The 18,860-nt window shown below is 62.7% G+C and carries 15 protein-coding genes; 6 read left to right on the top strand and 9 right to left on the bottom strand.

Annotated elements, in window-relative coordinates; translation table 11 throughout:
- The first annotated feature begins 85 nt into the window (after positions 1-85).
- Complete coding sequence (locus tag V5B40_RS19260) at positions 86-1,192, top strand: GGDEF domain-containing protein (protein WP_332356008.1); 1,107 nt, start codon at positions 86-88, stop codon at positions 1,190-1,192.
- A gap of 45 nt (positions 1,193-1,237) precedes the next feature.
- On the opposite strand, the gene V5B40_RS19265 is transcribed toward V5B40_RS19260, so the two are convergent.
- From V5B40_RS19265 to V5B40_RS19280, 4 genes are all read right to left on the bottom strand, one after another.
- Complete coding sequence (locus tag V5B40_RS19265) at positions 1,238-1,732, bottom strand: DUF1499 domain-containing protein (protein ID WP_332356010.1); 495 nt, start codon at positions 1,730-1,732, stop codon at positions 1,238-1,240.
- Between the two features lie 11 nt (positions 1,733-1,743).
- Positions 1,744-4,554, bottom strand: a complete 2,811-nt coding sequence (gene fdhF / locus V5B40_RS19270; RefSeq protein ID WP_332356011.1) for a formate dehydrogenase subunit alpha — start codon at positions 4,552-4,554, stop codon at positions 1,744-1,746.
- Positions 4,547-6,244 (bottom strand): NADH-ubiquinone oxidoreductase-F iron-sulfur binding region domain-containing protein, encoded by a 1,698-nt coding sequence (locus tag V5B40_RS19275; protein ID WP_332356012.1) that lies wholly within the window; start codon positions 6,242-6,244, stop codon positions 4,547-4,549. The genes fdhF and V5B40_RS19275 overlap by 8 nt, the downstream gene beginning before the upstream one ends.
- A 163-nt stretch (positions 6,245-6,407) precedes the next feature.
- Complete coding sequence (locus V5B40_RS19280; protein WP_332356013.1) at positions 6,408-6,794, bottom strand: hypothetical protein; 387 nt, start codon at positions 6,792-6,794, stop codon at positions 6,408-6,410.
- A 1,348-nt stretch (positions 6,795-8,142) separates the two neighbouring features.
- On the opposite strand from V5B40_RS19280, the gene V5B40_RS19285 reads away from it, so the two are divergent.
- Positions 8,143-8,616, top strand: a complete 474-nt coding sequence (locus tag V5B40_RS19285; RefSeq protein ID WP_332356014.1) for a phosphate-starvation-inducible PsiE family protein — start codon at positions 8,143-8,145, stop codon at positions 8,614-8,616.
- 280 nt (positions 8,617-8,896) lie between these two features.
- Here the strand turns inward: V5B40_RS19285 and V5B40_RS19290 are convergent, their stop codons facing one another.
- The 4 genes from V5B40_RS19290 to V5B40_RS19305 all read right to left on the bottom strand — a co-directional run bounded on the left by V5B40_RS19290 (position 8,897) and on the right by V5B40_RS19305 (position 13,392).
- Positions 8,897-9,295 carry a hypothetical protein gene (locus V5B40_RS19290; protein ID WP_332356015.1) on the bottom strand — a complete coding sequence of 133 codons (399 nt, stop codon included), beginning with the start codon at positions 9,293-9,295 and terminating at the stop codon, positions 8,897-8,899.
- A 16-nt stretch (positions 9,296-9,311) separates the two neighbouring features.
- Entirely contained in the window at positions 9,312-9,917 is a 606-nt protein-coding gene (locus V5B40_RS19295) for a TerB family tellurite resistance protein (RefSeq protein ID WP_332356017.1), read from the bottom strand.
- 44 nt (positions 9,918-9,961) lie between these two features.
- Positions 9,962-10,567: an SOUL family heme-binding protein gene (locus V5B40_RS19300; protein ID WP_332356019.1), complete on the bottom strand. Its 606-nt coding sequence runs from the start codon at positions 10,565-10,567 to the stop codon at positions 9,962-9,964.
- Positions 10,568-10,659: 92 nt separating this feature from the next.
- Positions 10,660-13,392, bottom strand: coding sequence for a cation-transporting P-type ATPase (locus V5B40_RS19305; RefSeq protein WP_332356021.1), 2,733 nt, complete (start codon positions 13,390-13,392; stop codon positions 10,660-10,662).
- Between the two features lie 1,052 nt (positions 13,393-14,444).
- Between V5B40_RS19305 and V5B40_RS19310 the strand changes: the two genes are divergently transcribed.
- Genes V5B40_RS19310 through istB form a run of 3 tightly spaced genes read left to right on the top strand, consistent with a single transcriptional unit; the run spans position 14,445 to position 17,045 of the window.
- Positions 14,445-14,813: a hypothetical protein gene (locus tag V5B40_RS19310; protein ID WP_332353784.1), complete on the top strand. Its 369-nt coding sequence runs from the start codon at positions 14,445-14,447 to the stop codon at positions 14,811-14,813.
- The gene (gene istA / locus V5B40_RS19315) at positions 14,810-16,312 is read left to right on the top strand and encodes an IS21 family transposase (RefSeq protein ID WP_332353785.1); all 1,503 of its coding nucleotides are present in this window, start codon (positions 14,810-14,812) and stop codon (positions 16,310-16,312) included. Before V5B40_RS19310 ends, istA begins: the two co-directional genes overlap by 4 nt.
- Positions 16,299-17,045 carry an IS21-like element helper ATPase IstB gene (istB, locus tag V5B40_RS19320; RefSeq protein ID WP_332353481.1) on the top strand — a complete coding sequence of 249 codons (747 nt, stop codon included), beginning with the start codon at positions 16,299-16,301 and terminating at the stop codon, positions 17,043-17,045. Before istA ends, istB begins: the two co-directional genes overlap by 14 nt.
- A 584-nt stretch (positions 17,046-17,629) precedes the next feature.
- Here the strand turns inward: istB and V5B40_RS19325 are convergent.
- The gene (locus V5B40_RS19325) at positions 17,630-18,343 is read right to left on the bottom strand and encodes a transposase (protein ID WP_332356096.1); all 714 of its coding nucleotides are present in this window, start codon (positions 18,341-18,343) and stop codon (positions 17,630-17,632) included.
- Between the two features lie 252 nt (positions 18,344-18,595).
- Between V5B40_RS19325 and V5B40_RS19330 the strand changes: the two genes are divergently transcribed.
- Complete coding sequence (locus V5B40_RS19330) at positions 18,596-18,796, top strand: hypothetical protein (RefSeq protein WP_332356023.1); 201 nt, start codon at positions 18,596-18,598, stop codon at positions 18,794-18,796.
- Positions 18,797-18,860: the final 64 nt, after the last annotated feature.

The raw sequence follows: 18,860 nt of genomic DNA on the forward strand, positions 1-18,860 counted from the left end.
CGGCCCGAGTTGCCATCGCGCTGCGCAAAGTGCTCGCTCGGCAGCGCTTACGGGAGCAGGAAATTAACGCGGAGGCAGTTCGTCTATGGAATCATTTCATTGGGACAAGCACTTTGTTACCGGGCTGTCAGAGGTCGATCAGCAGCATCAACATCTGGTCGGGATCATCAACCAGTTTGGCGGCCTGCTGGCTGAAAACAAAGTCGCCTTCAATGATCTTGAAGAGGTCTTCGCGAAGCTGGCCGATTACGCCAAGTACCATTTTCAGGAAGAAGAAGCCTTAATGGCTGAAATGGGCATCGATCGGCGTCATCTGGGCCCTCACATTGAAGCGCATCGCGGCTTTCTGCGCGAGATCAGCGCCATGCATGCCGGCCTTTCTCCGGATAATCTTGATGCGGCAAAGCATATTCTTGATCTTCTGACGCACTGGCTCGCCTATCACATCCTCGGTTCGGACCAGAACATGGCCAGGCAGATGGCCGCCATCGGGAGTGGTGTGGAAGCAAGCAGAGCCTATGACGAAGAAGAAAAAGCCAGCAACAATGCCACCGAGCCCTTACTTATCGCGCTGAATGGCCTGTTCAAGCAGGTTTCGGCGAGGAACCGGGATTTGCTGGCCTTGAATCGCTCGCTCGAAGAGAAAGTGCGCCAACGGACGCTGGAACTGTCGGAAGCGAATCTTCAACTGGTGGAGCTGTCTTTGACCGACGCCCTTACCGGGCTTCCCAATCGCCGCCACGCGCTACGGGCACTGGCATCGCTATGGGAGGAGTCGGTCGAGAACGCTTCGCCGCTGGTTTGCATGATGATCGACGCCGATCACTTCAAGCAGGTCAATGATGCCTATGGTCATGACGCCGGCGATGCGGTGCTGACCGAGTTGGCCAAGAGGCTGCAGCATTCCTTTCGCAGTGACGACGTCGTTTGCCGTCTCGGTGGCGACGAGTTTCTGGTCATCTGCCCGGATACCGACGAGGAGGGCGGAATGCATATCGCCGAGTTGACCCGGAAAGCCGTCGCGGCACTGCGCGTGCCAACGGGCGGTGAGCCCTGGCACGGTAGTATCAGTGTCGGTGTTGCGGCAAGAACGCCTGCGGTCGCAAGCTTTGAAGAGCTGATCAAATCGGCAGACCGGGCCGTCTATGTGGCCAAGCAAGCGGGCAAGAACTGCGTCAGGACGGGACAGTGAACTCTTCCTATCACCGCTGTCGGCGGCATCCGATTCTGATTGTGATCAGGAAGTCGCGAGCCGCTGGCGCAGGGCTTCGATGCGCTGACGATTGACGCCGAGGTCGCTGCGCCCGATGCGCGATGCCGAGCGCACCTGGATCACCTTGTTGGCCGGGTCGAACCAGAATTCGACATCGTCGACGAAGTTCAGAAGTCGGCTGGTGTATTGCACATAGAGATAGTCGGCTCGGCTGTCGATCAGGTTCGCTCCCGGCTCGGTCGCCAGCAGCGTTTTGAGCTTGGCGATGGTGGCTGGCCCGTCACTGCAAAGCAGCGCAAGCGGTGCGATGTCGGCGTACCCACCCTGCCGCTGATCTGGCCATAGCCTGGCCTGGCTGCTGACGCTGTTCGGTGTTGCCGATGGTCGAGCGAGCTTTCCGTCGCGCACGCCCAGGTCGCTCGGCGGCGTGCCGGTGAACAGGCCGAGTTGGCCGGCAGCCCACAGAACAGCCGCCAGCAGGGCGACGGCAATGCCTGGCCAGTGCAGGAACTTAAGCATCCAAACGCGTCTCATGACATTCCGGCGCGCTCCAGGCGCACGGCGCAATACTTGAACTCGGGAATTTTTCCGAAGGGGTCGAGCATCGGGTTGGTCAGGCGATTGGCGGCAGCTTCATGGAAGCAGAAGGGCAGCCACAGCAATCCCGGCGCGACCGCCGGATCGGCGTGTGCCGTGGCCTCGATGGCGCCGCGCCGGGTGATCAGGCGGACGCGCTCGCCGTCTGCCAGTCCGAGGCGGCGCAGGTCCTGGTCACTGACGGTGACTACCGCTTCGGGTTCGAGGGCGTTGAGTGCCGCGCTGCGCCGGCTCATCGCGCCGGTATGCCAGTGCTCGAGCAGTCGCCCGGTGGACAGCACCAGCGGGTAGTCCTCGCTGGGCAACTCGTCGGGTGGCAGCAGCGCCGCGGCGACGAAGCCGGCGCGGCCGCTCGGCGTCGGGAAGCCGTTCGCGAAGACGACGTCGGCGCCGGGGAGATCCTCGCCGGCACACGGGTAGCTGACCGAGCCTTCGCGTTGGAGCCGTTCACGACTGATGTTGGCCAGCGAAGGCATCGCCTGGCGCATTTCGGCATAGATTGCCGCGGGCCCCTCGTAGTGCCAGTCGAGGTCGAGCCGGCGCGCCAGTTCCTGAATGATCCACCAGTCAGGCTGCGTATCGCCTGGCAGCGGCAGCGCCTGGCGGCCGAGCTGAACCTGTCGATTGGTGTTCGTCACCGTGCCTTCCTTTTCCGGCCAGGCCGAGGCCGGCAGAATGACGTCGGCGTAGATGGCGGTTTCGGTGAGAAACAGATCCTGCACCACCAGGTGTTCGAGCGACGCCAGCGCCTGGCGCGCGTGCTTGAGATCGGGGTCGGACATCGCCGGGTTTTCGCCGACGATGTACATGCCGCGAATGTCCCCAGCCGCCGCGGCATTCATGATCTCGACAACGGTCAGCCCCGGTTGCGGATCGAGCGTGGTGTTCCACAGTTGCTCGAAGCGATGACGATTGGCGGCCAGCGAGATGGGCAGGTAGTCGGGAAGGACCATCGGGATCAGGCCGGCATCCGACGCACCCTGGACATTGTTCTGCCCGCGCAGTGGATGCAGGCCGGTGCCGGGGCGACCGATGTGTCCGCTCATCAGCGCCATGGCAATCAGGCAACGCGCATTGTCGGTGCCATGGGCGTGTTGCGAAATGCCCATTCCCCAGAAGATCATCGATGCTTTCGAGCGCGCATAAAGTCGCGCCACCTCGCGGATCGTGCCGGCGGTGATAGCGCAGACCTCGGCCATCGCTTCCGGGCTGTAGGCCGCCAGGTGCGCGCGCATGGCGTCGAAGCCGCTGGTGTAACGGGCGATATAAGCCGGGTCGAAAAGGGCCTCGTCGACGATGGTGTGCAGCATTGCGTTGAGCAGTGCGACATCGCTGCCGGGGCGAAACTGCAGGGTCTGATCGGCAAAGCGCGCCAGGCCGTGGCGGCGCGGATCGATGACGATCAGGCGCGTGCCCCTGCGCGCGGCGCGCTTGAAGAAAGTCGAGGCGACCGGGTGGTTGGCTTCGGGATTGCAGCCGATGAGGATCGCCACTTCGGCCTTGTCGATCTGCATGAACGATGCTGAAACCGCGCCGGAGCCGACCCCTTCGATCAGCGCTGCCACCGACGAGGCGTGACACAGCCGCGTGCAATGGTCGACGTTGTTGGTGCCGAAACCGGTGCGTACCAGTTTCTGGAAGAGGTAGGCTTCCTCGTTGCTGCATTTGGCCGAGCCGAAGCCGGCGAGCGCCTTGCCGCCGTGCTGCTGGCGTAGCGAGCGCAGCCCGGCGGCGGCGCGCTCCAGTGCTTCGTCCCAGCTCGCCTCGCGAAAATGGGTAAGCGGATTGGCCGGGTCGAAAGCGGCGTCGGCGATTTTTGGCGCATCGTCACGGCGGATCAGCGGCGTCAGCAAGCGCTGCGGCGAGTGCACGTAATCGAAGCCGAAGCGGCCCTTGACGCACAGGCGCTCGCGGTTGGCCGGACCATTGCGACCGGTAACGGCGACGATCTGCTCCTTGCGCACCTGGTAGTCGATCTGGCAACCGACGCCGCAGTATGGGCAGATGCTGGGCACGACGCGGTCGACCGACTCCCCCGTCGTGAGCAGGCCGCTGCCGTCTGCGGTCAGCATCGTCGTCGCCATCAGCGCGCCGGTTGGGCAGGCCTGCACGCACTCGCCGCAGCCGACGCAGCTCGAATCGCCCATAACATCGTCGAGATCGAAAACGATTTTCGCCGCCGCGCCACGACCGGCCATGCCGATGACGTCGTTGGCCTGGATGTCGCGGCAAGCCTGCACGCACAGCTGGCAGTGGATGCAGGCGTCGAGCTGCACGGTCATCGCCGCGTGGCTGCGGTCGGGGAGGGGGGCGGGCGCTGCGCCGGCCATGGCGGCGCGCGGCGGGAAACGGCTGTCCTGCAACCCCAATTGCTCGGTCCAGTGCCAAAACGGCGCGTTGCGATCGTGCGCCTGCGCGCGTGACGGCTGCTCGGTGAGCAGCAGTTCGATCACCAGCCGCCGGCTGTTCAGCGCGCGTTCGGAAGTGTCGCTGCGCACCTGCATTCCAGCGCTGACCTGGCGCGTGCAACTCGGCACCAGGTTGCGCTCGCCGTCGATCTCGACCATGCACGCCCGGCAGTTGCCGCCCGGCCGATAGTCCGGCGCCTCGCGCGTGCATAGATGCGGAATCGTCGTGCCCGCGCGCCTGGCAGCCTGCCAGATCGTTTCGCCGGGCAGAGCAGTCAGTTGGCGACCGTCGAGCACAAAGCCGACGGGCGTCGCTTGCGTTGTTCCCTTACTCATCGCGCTTACTCGCCAACTGCTGTGGGAAATACATCAGTGCCGTGGTCAGTGGGTTCGGCGCCGCCTGCCCCAAGCCACAAATCGACGCGTCGCGCATCACCGCCGCCAGTTCCTTGAGCAGTTCGACATCGAGTTCAGGCGCCTCGAACAGCGCCAGCATTTTCTCGGTGCCGATGCGGCACGGCGTGCACTGGCCGCAGCTCTCGTCGGCAAAGAACTCGAGCAGCGCCTGCACCGCGGCGCGCAGGTCGTCGCGGTCAGAGAGAACGATCAGTGCCGCCGATCCAATCAATGCGCCGTGCTTTTCCAATTCGCCGAAGTGTAGCGGCAGGTCGGCCATGCTCGCCGGCAGAATCCCCCCCGAAGCACCACCCGGCAGATAGGCCAGCAGTTGCTGTCCCTCGGCCATGCCGCCGCAGTAATCGTCGATGAGCTTGCGCGCGCTGATTCCTGCCGGTGCCTGCTTGACGCCCGGTTCGCGCACCCGGCCCGAGACTGAGTAACTGCGCAGACCGGTAAAGCCCTCGCTGCCCAGCGCCGCGAAGCGCGCACCGCCGCCGGCGAGAATTGTCGGAACCATGGCCAGCGTTTCGACGTTGTTGACCAACGTCGGGCGTCCGAACAGCCCTAGCTCGGCGACGTAGGGCGGGCGTTGCCGCGGGTAGCCGCGCTTGCCTTCGATCGACTCGATCAGCGCCGATTCCTCGCCGCAGATGTAGGCGCCGGCTCCGCGCCGCAGGTCGATGAAACCTGGCTCGATCAGCTTCGCTGTTTCGAGCGCGGCGATCTCGCGGCGCAGCAGTGCGTGTGCCGCGGGGTACTCGTCGCGCAGGTAGATCCAGCAGCGCTGCGCGCCGATACAGGCCGCCGCGAGCAGCAAGCCATCGAGGAAGGGGTGCGTCTGCTCTTCGAGAATTATCCGGTCCTTGAAAGTGCCCGGCTCGCCCTCGTCGGCGTTGCAAACCAGGTAGCGAGGCGCCGGCGCATCGCGCAGCAGTCGCCACTTGCGCGCGGCGGGGAAACCGGCGCCACCCATTCCGCGCAAGCCGGCTGCTTCGAGTTCGGCGATCACGGCTTCAGCCTGCAAGCTACCGTCGCGCAGCGCCAGCAGCTGCCGGTAGCCACCGCCTGCGCGGTAGGCGGCCAGCGTCTCGCTGACGACCGGCAAGGCTGTAAATTCGCCAACTTTGATCAGGGCCAGCACGTCGCTGGCGCTGGCGCGGTCGGCGTGGCGCTTGCCTATTTGCACCACCGGCGCGAGATCGCAACGGCCCATGCACGGCGCGCGCAACACTCTCGCCTGCGCGGGATCGAGCTGCGCGCGCAAGGCGGCGTCGAGTTCCACGCCTCCCTGCAGCCGGCAGCTGAGCCCGTCACAGACGCGGACAGCAAGCGCCGGCACGGCTTCGTCGTCATCGCGCAGGTCGAAATGAGCGTAGAAAGTCGCCGTTTCGTAGACCTCTGCGACACCGATGCGCAGCAGGTCGGCAAGCGCCACCAGTTCGCCTGCGCGCAAGCAACCGCGGCTGTCCTGAAGTCGGTGCAGGTGTTCGATCAACAGATCGCGGCGCAGCGGCAAACCGCTCAGCAGCGCGGCGACCGCGTCCCGTGTGGCGGCGTCGACGCGCCGCCCCCGCCGCTGCCCGCGTCCCTTGCGTCGTCCTGTTGGCGGCTGCTCGCTGCTGTCCATGCGCTGGCTTCCCGATTCGAAGTGGCCATGCTAACAAACACCAGGGCGGCGGACAGGGAAATCAGTTGCAGCGATGCCTGGCGCGTGCTCCGCCCGGCGGCACCTACACGCCGCGAAAAGTGCTAGCGGTAGTACCCTCCTTATTACCCTTATTTCGGGGTAATTACCTCTTCTGCCCCCAGCTTTCGTCCCGGCAACGCTGCCAGTCAGCCCACAGCTTGACCATGCGCGCCGGCGTTTCCGTCGCCGCTGCGGTACGAAAGCGCACGCGCTCACGGCCATCCGGGTAGCGCTCGATGATGTCGGCGTCCTTCTCCTTGTAGCGCCCGGCATCCCAGATCTCGCCGCGCGCCAGTGCATGCAGACGTAGCACTGTCGCCTCGTCGAGGGGAGGCGATGCGCTATCCATCCCATGTATCCAGGCCAGGGCATCGCGATAGCCGCGCACTTCTTCCTCATCCCGATCGCGGAACAGGGGGCGGGCCGCCACCAGCACGTCACGTACCCGCGCAGCTTCGATCGACACCCCCTCGATGCGGTTGCTCGACACCGCGCTCTCGATAGCGCCAGTTCGATCTCAGGAGCGTTACAAGATTTCTTCGCTGGCCGCGCGGCCTCGGTTGGCAGGGGCACCGAGATGTCGGGCTCGAACAGCAAGGTTTCTTGTATCGCGGACTCGGCAAGTGGCGCACGCTTGCGGCGGCTGTATCCAGGGTGCTCCTGTCGCCAGGCCGTCACCCGCGCCACGGCTTCCGCTCCGCGGTGATAGTCGGCGTTCTTGGCGAGCCATTTGGCTTGGCTGGCCCGCTTGCTCGCCGCCTTACACGCCACCGCCCCGCAATAACACTGATGCCGCGCGTTACGCCTGTCCGGCACAAAAGCCTGACCGCAATTCACGCAGGGGTCCTGCTGCTCTTTGCCCATCTCGCCTCCCCTCCTGCCTCATCACAGGACGGGCTACTACACGATCTGGAAAGAACACCAAAGAAGACCCAAACAGCGAAGAAAAACCAGCTCTAGATCAAGCCCTCGAAGAACATCAAGAAACCCAAGAAAATCCAGTTTCACGTCCGCCGGTGGCGACCAGTTTCAGGTTGGCCGCGACACTACCATGAGCCACGGGTAGCGCACGACCGGCAGAGGACCAATCTCATATATGGATGGCGTCGCATTTAAAGACAAAAAATCACTGAAGAAGAAGTATGTCTGAGCCCATAGAAATTCTGCGCGGAGTTGTACATCCGTGGTATTGCGACAACTTCGGCCATATGAGTGTTCGTTGGTACAGCCATTTTTTCGATGACGCCGCATTTCACCTTTGGCCGCTCTACTGGAGGAGTAGGTCGTAAAATGGGTCGTGCCAGAAAACTGTCTCCGACGCTTGCGAACGGCCGCAGTCGCCGCAGACCGGTCGGATGGCCCGGCCAGACCACGCTCTGGAAGGCGGCCTGAGCGGTCATTGGCGCCACACTGTGCGGACGGCCACTCTTAGGCAGGGGTCATTCACCTCGCCACGCCGAGCTGTGCGAACGACGGGCAGCCTCGGGGGGGCGCCGAACCGGTCACCAAAAGGCACGAATCCACCGTCAACGGCCGGAACGGTTCGCATAGTCCTCCGCTCAGACCTTTCAACCCACCGACAGCCCGCGAGAGATCGGCGACGTCCAAGCGGTATTAGGGGAGGAGTGATCGTCGAACTAGAGTCAACTCGGGAAGCTGAAGAGAGGATGGAACGTCTCCAGAAAAAACTGGCTTCCCCAGCTTGCTTCATCACCGTCGAAGGCCGTTGGCCCCAAGAATTTCTTGGTTGACTTCGGCTATGGCAGTTAAGGATACTTCCCGATGTCACTTTGCAGCACGCATTGTCCGGTCATTATTCAACCAACGGTCAAGGGGCCATGAACATGTCAGAGGAAAACGGGTCGGCGCTTCACGACGATCATCTTTCGGAGAAACACGACGACCCATTGGTACGGGGATTGAATATGGTCATCCGTCAAGCTATCCGCTTGCTGGCCGTCCTGATGACGCTGGTAATCCTGTGGTGCGTTGCCGATGTGGTGCTAGTCCTCTACAAGGCGTTGTCAAGTCCGCCGGTGCTGCTTCTTGACCTCAATGATATTTTTGTCGTCTTCGCGGCCTTTCTGGCAGTGCTGATCGCCATCGAAATCCTGGTCAATATCACTCTCTATCTACGCGACGACGTCATTCACGTCCAGCTTGTCGTAGCGACTGCACTGATGGCCATCGCCCGTAAGGTGATCGTGCTTGACTTGAGTACCTTGCAAGCCGAGTATCTCTACGGCATAGCAGTTATTTTGCTGGCGCTCGGTCTTACCTACTGGCTGGTATCCACGCAGCCCAAGAAGTGAGAGCACTGGGTCAAGTGTTTCCCGACGGGGAACGGGCTGCCACTGGTAGTGCCGATTCGGTGGATGCGGGCTGACATCGCGCAGGCGGTTCACCGGTCACACAGGCACAGGCGCCACTCGCTAGACCACCGCAACTTCCACGCGGTGGCCAACGGCCGACGAGTATGCCGAGTGCCAGCCCTAGTCCGGCCAGCACAGTTACGGCCAGCGTCGCGGCGACACGCGACCAGAAGGTATTGAGAAGCGTCATGTTGCTCCTTTGCGGCGCCTGTGGCGCTGTTCAAGCGCCGAAATCGTCGAGCAGGATGCTTTCTCGCTCTGGTCTCAAGGCCGGACCGTTGCTGGCGCTGGCATTGGTCTCCCGCACCAAGGCCTGAAAGACACGTTGTGCGCCGCGCCGGATCTCCGCTACGGTGGCCGCGCATGGCGCAGCGAAAACCACTCCCGGCCGATCCTTGTCCGTAAACAGCGCCTGCCCAGCTTCTACCCGCTCACCCTCGTGAACTGCCAGGGCAGGTCGAAGGCCGTGACAATCGGCACCAAGCAAAGCCACTGCAGGCGGAAAGCAAACAGTGCCAGCGATTTTCTGCGCTGGCTTGCACGCGGCGGGGATTTCCAGTCCCCGCCGAATGGTCGTGATCGCTTGATCGAAGCCGTGACTGGCGTCTTTCTTGCCCATTTTGCTGTTCAGTCAATCAGGCTTCAGCCACCTGAACCTGCCCGGGAATGATCGGCGACAAGTGCTTGGCCTCGCGCACCTCGATGTGTGTCACCCGCTGCAGTTCAAGACCCCAGCGACTCATGGCCTGCGATATCAGAATGGCTTCTCCGGAGTTGAGGCTACCGTCCGCATTGACGATGTCGACGATCGCGGTCAAGGCCCTTTTTTGCAGCTCAGGCGACTGAATGTCATCCAGCAGGTGATCAACCAACTGTAAATCGAGCTCGATCTGTCCGATATTTGGCGCGCGGGCAGTTTGCATCAGGTCATTACAGAATTCATGTATTACTCGCTCAAGGGTTTCGGCGGGGAGGCCGAGATTCTCGCGAAGTTCGTGTTTTTCGAGTGCCTCGACTTCGCTGTGGTCGAGCGCGCCGTCAGCGAGCAGGGCGAGGGCGACGATCCGTGCCATGGCTTCCGTGCTATCGATGGGATAATTCCGCATTCGTTTCTCCTTGTTGGAACGATAAAAAAGCTTTTTCCGAGCACGCCACTGACCACCCTGGCCAGGACAAAGTTCAGTCGTGCATGACGGCGGCACATGCCAAAACGCTGCCGGTCGCTGCTGGCTGGCTGGCATCGCGTCACATGGTCATTAAGGCGTCACGGCCATTGAGACAAACCTCACTTGAGCTTCAACCAGATCTCGTTGCGGCGCAGGAACCACGGCATGAAAGGAGGGTTGTAACGCGCCAGGACGGGTTCTCCGAGCCAGCTCACGTCTGCCGTATGCAAGGCGGTTTCGAGTTCGGCGAGGTGCTCATCGTAATTGGCCTGGGTCCAGAAGCCTGAGTAGCGAATCACCGCGACGGTGCTTGCTGGCACTTCGCGCAGATGCACCCGCGCATCGTCCGGTTCTGGCGCCATGTCGAGCGTCACCTCGCTGGGCAATACGAACTGCACGCGATAACCACCCGGGGCAGCGGCCTGGGTCACCGGCGCGGTCATTTCGAGTCGCGTGGGCTCTGGAGCCTGGGTCACCGGTGCGGTCATGGCGAACTTCGTCGAGCCCTTGTTCTTGCCGAAGATGTAGCCGGCAAGGATCGGGAACGCTTCACTGCCTGCGTCTTCGGCCGGCGTGTTGATGATCACCTCCGCTACAACATACGGCGCGTAGCGCCGGATCTCGACTTCGCCGATCTTTCGCTCGACTTCATAGGAGGGTTCCTCGATGGCGTTCGACAGGCTTGGTGCGGCAGCAATGGCCAGGGAAAGCAAGAACTTGCCCATAAATTTCAGTCCAGTAGGGGGGCAGCCACCGGGCGCCGAGCGCTTGACCCGGAACACGCCCGCGTTGATTGTTGATCGGTCCGCCTCGCAGCTCATCGCACCACCGGTCGCGCCGACCGCGACTGAACATGGCTCCGGCGCCGGTAGGCCTTCTCCAGTTCCATCGCCAGATAGATCGTCAGTCCGACAGCAATGATCGGCAACCAGTCGAAGGCGGCAATCGGCGCGGTGTGGAACAGGCGGTTGAACAGTGGCAGGTAGGTGAAGATGAGCTGGGCGAGCATCATGGTGCTGATGCCGGCCCAGATCCACGGGTTGCTCAGCAATCCGAGGTGGAACATCGACCAGCGCAGTGAGCGACAGTTGAGCAGGTAGAAGGACTGCCCGACGGCAAACACGTTGACCGCGATGGTGCGCGCCTGATCTTCACTGGCGCCGCGTAGCAGGGCCCACTCGAACAGCCCGAAGGCGCCGACCAAAAGCATCACGCCGACCATCGCGATACGCAGCGCCAGTTCGCCATTCAGGATCGGCGAGCCGGGAGCGCGTGGCGGACGGCTCATGAGATGCGGTTCCTTCGGCTCGAAGGCCAGTGCCAGCCCGAGGAAGACCGCCGTGGTCATGTTGATCCACAGCGCCTGCACGGGCAGGACCGGCAGCGGCTGGGCGAGGAGCACCGCGACGACGATCACCAGTCCCTGGCCGGCGTTGGTCGCCAGGATCCAGGTGATGAACTTGGTCAGATTGTCGAAGACCCCTCGTCCCTCTTCGACGGCGGCGGCGATGGTGGCGAAGTTGTCATCGGTGAGCACCATGTCGGCGGCTTCCTTGGCCACCTCGGTGCCGGTTATCCCCATCGCCACGCCGATGTCTGCCCGACGCAGGGCGGGTGCGTCATTGACCCCGTCGCCGGTCATCGCCACCACCTCGCCGCGCGTTTGCAGCGCCTGCACGAGGCGCAGCTTCTGCTCGGGAGTGACGCGCGCGAACACCGCCGTATCGTTCGCCGCGGCGGTCAATTCGCTGTCGGAAAGCGTGGCCAGTTGGGTGCCGGTCAGTGCCGCCGGAGCAGTGCCCGGAGTGGCGCGCTGATCGAGGCCAATCTGGCCGGCGATGGCGGCTGCGGTGACTGCATGGTCGCCGGTGATCATCTTGACGCGAATGCCGGCGTCGCGACACTCCGCGACCGCCCTGATCGCTTCCTCGCGTGGCGGGTCGATCATTCCCTGCAGGCCGACGAAGGTCATCTCCTCGGCCAGGTCCTGATGGTCGAGCGTCTCCTGATCCTTGCTCGCCGGCCGCTGGGCGAAAGCGAGCACGCGCAGCCCGGCCGCGGCCATTGCCTCCACCTGCGCGAGCACCACCTCGGGCTCGAGCGTCACCGTTTGCGCTCCGCCGTCCAGTGCGCCGCTGCAGCGCGCCAGCACGCTCTCCACCGAGCCCTTCATGTAAATCATTCGCGACCCGGCGGCGTGCAGGCTGGCCATGTACTGATGCTGCGATTCGAACGGCACCGCATCGAGGCGCGGCGCGCTGGCCAGGGCCTCCTGTGTATCCAGACCGGCCTTGCGCGCCGCTACCAGCAGCGCACCCTCGGTGGGGTCGCCCTCGACCTGCCAGTGGCCATCCTTTTCACGTAGCAGCGAGTCGTTGCAGAGCAGGCCGGCGCGTAGCAGCGCCAGCAGGGCGGGATGATTGCCGGGTTCGACGGCCAGCCCTTGCTGCTGCAGGCTACCTTCAGGGCCGTAACCGACGCCGGTCAGGTCGAATTGAGCGCCCCCCGCAAACAGCTTCTGCACGGTCATCTCGTTGCGTGTCAGGGTGCCGGTCTTGTCCGAACAGATCACGGTCGTGCTGCCCAGAGTCTCAACCGCGGGCAGGCGGCGGATGATCGCGTGGCGTTGCGCCATGCGCCCGACGCCGATGGCCAGGGTGATGGTGAGCACCGCCGGCAGACCCTCCGGGATCATTGCCACCGCCAGTGCGACGGTCGCCATGAACATCGCTACCCAGGATTCCCCATGCATGAGTCCGACCACGAAGGTCAAGGCTGCCAGGGCGAGGATGACGTAGAGCAGGTAGTGGCTGAAGCGCCCGACCTGCCGCGTCAGCGGCGTATCGAGCTGCTGCGTGCCGGCGATCAGGCCCGAGATGTTGCCGATCTCGGTGCCGTCGCCAATGGCGGTGACCACGCCGGTTGCCGTGCCATAGGTCACCAACGTCGAGGTGTAGGCCATGTTGCGGCGATCGGCGAGCGCCGCGTCGGGCGCCAGTTCGCCGGCCTGTTTGGCGACCGGCACCGATTCGCCGGTCAGAGCGGACTCGTCGACCTGCAGGTCGCGGACCTGCAACAGGCGCAGGTCTGCCGGAACCTTGTCGCCAGACACCAGCATGACCAGATCGCCCGGGACAAGGTCGCGAGCGTTGATCCGCTGTTTGTTCCCGGCTCGCAGGACCGTTGCCTCGGTGGTCAGCGCGCGCGAAAGCGCGGCAAGGGCGTTCAAGGCCTTGTTTTCCTGAGCGAAGCCAAGAACTGCGTTGAGCAGGACCACGGCGAAGATCACAGCCGCATCGACATAGCCGCCCAGAGCCAGCTTGACCACGATCGCAGCCACCAGAATGTACACCAGCGCCTGGTTGAACTGTTGGAGAAAGCGCTGCAGAGGGCTCTTGCCCTTGGCTGGGGTCAGTGCGTTGGCACCGAATCGTTCCTGGCGCCCGGCGACTTCGAATTGATCGAGCCCGCCTTCGCCACTGGTATCGAGCAGGTCGATCACCTCGCTTGCCGGCAGATGGTGCCAGTGTTTTTCCAAGCGGTCTTGCACGGTCGTTACTCCTCTACGATTGGTTTTGCACTCGCGTGCACGAGCTGAGCTCCTGGAACCACAGCCACGCACATCAATGCGCCATGATTGGAAGTCTAAAGTGCACTCTTAGTGTCTAAGACAAATGATAGACAAAAAGTTCGGAAGTCGCAAGCGAGGGCGGCTTTTTGTGCTGGTCGAGCGCTTTAAGGCTCGACAGACATCGGAATGGAACGTCAGGACGGATGCTCGCTTTGCTTCACCAGGTCAAGCAGGCACGAACAATGCTTTGTGCGCCGCTTCGCGCTCGGCGCTATCAAATGCCAGGCTGCTGGCGTGCAGACGACAAGCGAAAACTGGGGGCCGGGAGCCGGGACTAGGGGGGGTGTCGCGGCCAACCTGAAACTGGTCGCCACCGGCGGACATGAAACTGGATTTTCTTGGGTTTCTTGATGTTCTTCGAGGGCTTGATCTAGAGCTGGTTTTTCTTCGCTGCTTGGGTCTTCTTTGGTTTTCTTTCCAGATCGTGTAGTAGCCCGTCCTGTGATGAGGCAGGAGGGGACGCGAGATGGACAGAGAGAAGCAGGACCCCTGCGTGAATTGCGGTCAGGCGTTTGTGCCGGACAGGCGTAACGCGCGGCATCAGCGTTATTGCGGGTCCGCGGCGTGCAAGGCAGCGAGCAAGCGGGCCAGCCAGGCGAAATGGCTCGCCAAGAACCTCGACTATCATCGCGGACCAGAAGCCGTGGCGCGGGTCAAGGCCTGGCGACAGGAGCATCCTGGATACAGCCACCGTAAGCCGGCACCGCTGATCGAGTCCGCGATACAAGACACCTTGCTGTTCGAGCCCGACGCCTCGGCGCCCCTGCCAGCCGAGGCCTCGCTGCCCCTGAAGAAATCTTGTAACGCTTCCACGACGGAACTGGCGCCACCGTTACAAGATTTCTTGAACGCCCAACCCACTGTTCTTATTGGCTTAATCGCCCATATCTGGGGCAGCACGTTACAAGATGACATCGCCTCGGCCGTGACCCGGCTGCTACAACTGGGACAGGACATTCGAGGAGGCTCGTATGAACAGTCCGACGAAGCGACTATTGAATCCGCAACGTCAGCGGCAGGTGCCCGCGCACTTCAGCTGGCTCGATCATCGGCTGGTGCGGGAACACTACATCGAGAAGGCTGACGTTGGCGCCTGGGCGCTGTACCTGTTTCTCGTCACCGTCGCTGATGCCTGCGGTCTTTCCTACTACAGCGAGGCCAGCCTCTGTCGGCGTCTGCAGATGGATGCCGGTCGCCTGGCCCGCGCCCGCCGGGATTTGATCGCCCTCGACCTGATCGCCTACGATCCACCTTTGTACCAGGTCCTGAGCGTGCCCGAGTACGTGCCGGTCGACACCCGTCTGGCGCGGCTGCGCGCTGTTCTGGAGGGCCGGCCATGATCGACTATGCCACGTGGTGCGCCATTCGCGAGGGGGTGGCCAGTCATCTGACGGCCCCCCAACTTGCCGATAGCCTGGACCTGGACGTCAAGACCGTCCGCCACTGGATGGACCGCCCGTATGCGCCGCGGGCGCCCGTGCCGCGAACCAGCAAGCTCGATCCCTACAAGGGGCGCATCGTCGGCTGGCTCGATGCGCATCCGCTCACCGCCCAGCAGGTGTTTCAACGCCTGCGGGATGCTGGCTACGAGGGCGGCATCAGCATCGTCAAGGACTACGTCCACAAGATCCGCCCGCCCCGGCGCGAAGCCTTCCTGACCCTGGCCTTCGCCCCGGGAGAAGCGGCCCAGGTCGACTGGGGAGAATACGGCACGATCTGTGTGGGCAACACCCGCCGCCGCCTTTCCTTCTTCGTCATGGTGCTGGCCTGGAGCCGGAAGATGTACGTCGAGTTCACGCTCTCGCAAACGATGGAGCAGTTTCTGGCGGCACACATCAACGCCTTTGCTGCCCTGGGGGTGTCGCGCAAGGTCATGGTCGATAATCTGCGCAGTGCGGTCTTGCGTCATGTGCGTGGCGAACCGGTGCAGTTCAATCCCCGCTATCTCGATTTCGCCCGCCATTACGGCTTCGAAATCGTCGCCTGTGCGCCGAGAAAAGGAAATGAGAAGGGACGCGCGGAAAGGGGCGTCGCTTATGTCAAAACCAATTTCCTGGCCGGCCTGGAGCTGCCAAGCTTCAGCGCGCTCAATGCGGCCGTCAGGCTGTGGCTGGAGACGGTGGCCAACGTCCGCCTGCATCGCGAAACGCAACGCCGGCCGGAAGATCTCTGGGTCGAGGAGCGCGCTCATCTGCAGCCGGTCAATCCCCGGCTGTTCGATGTCGGTCGGGTCCTGGCCGTTCGTGCCAACCGACAGTTCCGGGTCACGCTCGAGAGCAATCGCTATTCCGTCCCCGCCCGCCTGGCGGGACGACCGGTGACGATGAAGGTCTATCCGGATCGCGTCTGTGTCTATCACGACGGCGAGTTGGTCGCCCGCCATGGTCGTTCGTTCGAGCGCCATCAGGACATCGAGGACCCCGATCATCCGAAGGCCTTGATCGCTCAACGCCGGCATGCCCGCGATGCGCTGGTACTGAAGCGCTTTCTGGGTCTGACGCCACTGGCAGAGAAGTATCACGCGGGCTTGCTCGATCGCCGGGGGAATGCGATGGCGCATGTGCGCAAGATCGTGGCGCTGGTCGAGATCCATGGCGACGACGCCGTCGTGCGGGCGATGACCGACGCCCTGGCCTTCGAGGCCTTCAGCAGCGAATACATCGCCCATCTGATTGATGCACGTCGCCGCCAGTTGCCCGAGCCGAGCCCGCTTCATCTTATCCGCCGGCAGGATCTGCTGGAGATTGAACTGCCACCGGCGGACTTGTCTGCTTATCCGGACATCCCCACAGGAACTCATCCGCAAGACAATTCAGGAGGCGATCATGACCATGACTGAGGCGGTTCTGGCGAAGCATCTGGGTCGTTTGCAGCTGCCGTATTTCGTCCAGCACGCGCCGGACTTGATGACTCAGGCGGCCCGCGAGTCGTGGTCTCATGGTCGCTTTCTGGAAGGCCTGGTGGCCGGCGAGGTCGCTCGCCGCGATGAGGCGCTGATTGCCCGCCGCATCCAGGCCGCGCGCTTGCCCGGGATCAAGACGCTCGACGGCTTCGACTGGTCATGGCCGAAGAAGATCAATCGCGCGCAAATCCAGCATCTGTTTCGGCTCGACTTCGTACCGCCGCATGGCAACGTGATCCTGCTCGGCGCGGTCGGCGTCGGCAAGACTCATCTGGCCATTGCCCTTGCTCATGCGGCCTGCCTGCAGGGCCTGACGACGCTGTTCACCACCGCCGTCGATATCGTCAATGCGCTGGCCGCAGCCCAGGCCACCGGCGGGGTCAAACGCGAGATGGCCAGACTGCTCAAACCGGCCGTCCTCTGCGTCGACGAATTGGGCTATCTGCCGATCGACAAGTTTGGCGCCGATGGCCTGTTTCAGGTGATCAGCCAGCGCTATGAGCGCGGTTCGACAATCATTACGTCGAACAAAGCGTACAAACAATGGCCGGAGATCTTCAACAACGACAGCACCCTCACCGCCGCTTTGCTCGACCGCCTGCTGCATCATGCCGAGACGCTGGTCATCGAAGGTTCCTCTTACCGCATGCGCGAGCAGCACGACGCCTGATTTAGAACCCGTTCTCTACCAGCCGGCTCCGATCGCCCTCACTCCGGGGGCTCGGCCCTCCTTCTGCGTGCTCAAACCAAAGCTTCCACGCCCCGGAGCCCGCGTTCCTCACACCAGATTTATGTCGGCTCGTGGACGCCGCTTTCGCCCCGGCGCGGACAGGGGGGCGGCTATGGCGATAATTCATGTAGCAGTTGGCGGGCTCGCCCATGCGCCGACCCCGTCAGCAAGGCAGAACAAGCTTTCTCCCGCAGCTGGCGCGATGCTGCTTTGGTTCCTCGTACGTCTCGCTCCCCCTCGACATTCGCGCCCTGGTTTTGGTTCTTGCGATGGCGGGACGGAGCCGTACCAGTGATCCATCAGCATCAGGGCCTTCGCCCGCAGTGCGGTCGCAGGGTCGTACTCTTAGCCTCCGCCGGCACCCTCGCTCTCAGACTCGTCATCCGCCACGGTAACCAAGATCGCGCCCGTGGTAACCGGGGACAGGTAACCGGGGACATGCAGGTAACCGGGGTAACCGGGGGGTAACCGGGGACAGACCACCAGGTAACCGGGGACAGACCACGGTTGTTCCTGCATATAGATCAAAACAGATCCTCGACGATTGGGTCGGCGCGCTTGCGCGGGCGGCCAGACGCTCCCGGCGTTGCCCGTCGGCCAAGTGCGCGAGAAATCTGCTCTGTAAATTGCGAGTCACCTAGCGCAAAATTTCCGTTGGTTGCACGGCGAAGCCCGTCTATGAGTTGTGGATCCAGTTGATCTCGGAAGAGGTCGCGATAGGCTGCTTGCCGCGTTGCCGGGTCCGTTCCCAATGCAAGATACAGCGGATGCGGATCGAGCAAAGAATTGCCTTCGCCTTCGGCGTTCCCTCGATAACTCGACCATGAATATTCGGACGGATGTTCGACGAGCCTAGCGCGAACAGGATTGAGTTCGATGTAGCGCTGGCACGCGAGGAGGTATCCTTCTTCCTGGGTCAGACACGAGCGGAAGCGGCCTTCCCAGAGCGTACCGGAACGCCGATAAGTTCGATTGACGTATTGGACGTAGCGCTGCCCCAGCGCTTTCATCAAGGCGCCAACACCGTTTCCCGTTGTCGCCGAAACAAGCAGATGCACGTGGTTCGTCATCAGCACGAAAGCATGAATCCGACAGCCGGTCTTGACGGAATACTCCTTGAGCCAGTCGAGGTACAAGCGGTAGTCCTCGTCCGCAAAAAAGCAGGCCTGCCGGTTGTTGCCCCGCTGAATGAGGTGCATGGGAACGGCGCGAAGCGTCAGGCGGGCGCGCCGCGGCATGGTTTTTTCCTCCACTGTTGCCAACAGGTGTATTCTACATCGGAACCGTGGTCTGTCCCCTATTGCCTCCTATTTCTGCTGCGATTAGAGAATGGAACCAGTCGCACGTTCGAAGGGCGACGACACAGCGATGGATTACAAACGGCAATCCGCGGCATCCCGGTCGTCCGCAGCCTTTCAGCGAACGCTGCAGTAAGCGGTGAAAGGGGCAACCGAATGACGTGGAGCCGCTGTAGTTAAGGCTCGTCGCCGATGCAAATTAAGGAAAGCGTCCGCTTGATGCAGGAAAGACTGACAGCCGGTTTCGACATTCCCAGGGTCGAGAATCTGAACAATCCCACCTTGGCTGACGTCTACTTTGGACGTCGCCAAGCCACCTTAGATCGCAGGGCCAAGACGAAACGAGAGGTAATTGCATTGCAGCGCCAACTGCATCAGAAAGCAGCCGCCTAAAACTTAACCAAGATCGGCCATATGCTCTCTTAAATCTCGGCATCGACTATCCGAAAGGTTCTGA

It is taken from the genome of Candidatus Accumulibacter meliphilus (genome assembly GCF_036625345.1).
GTDB lineage: Bacteria > Pseudomonadota > Gammaproteobacteria > Burkholderiales > Rhodocyclaceae > Accumulibacter > Accumulibacter meliphilus.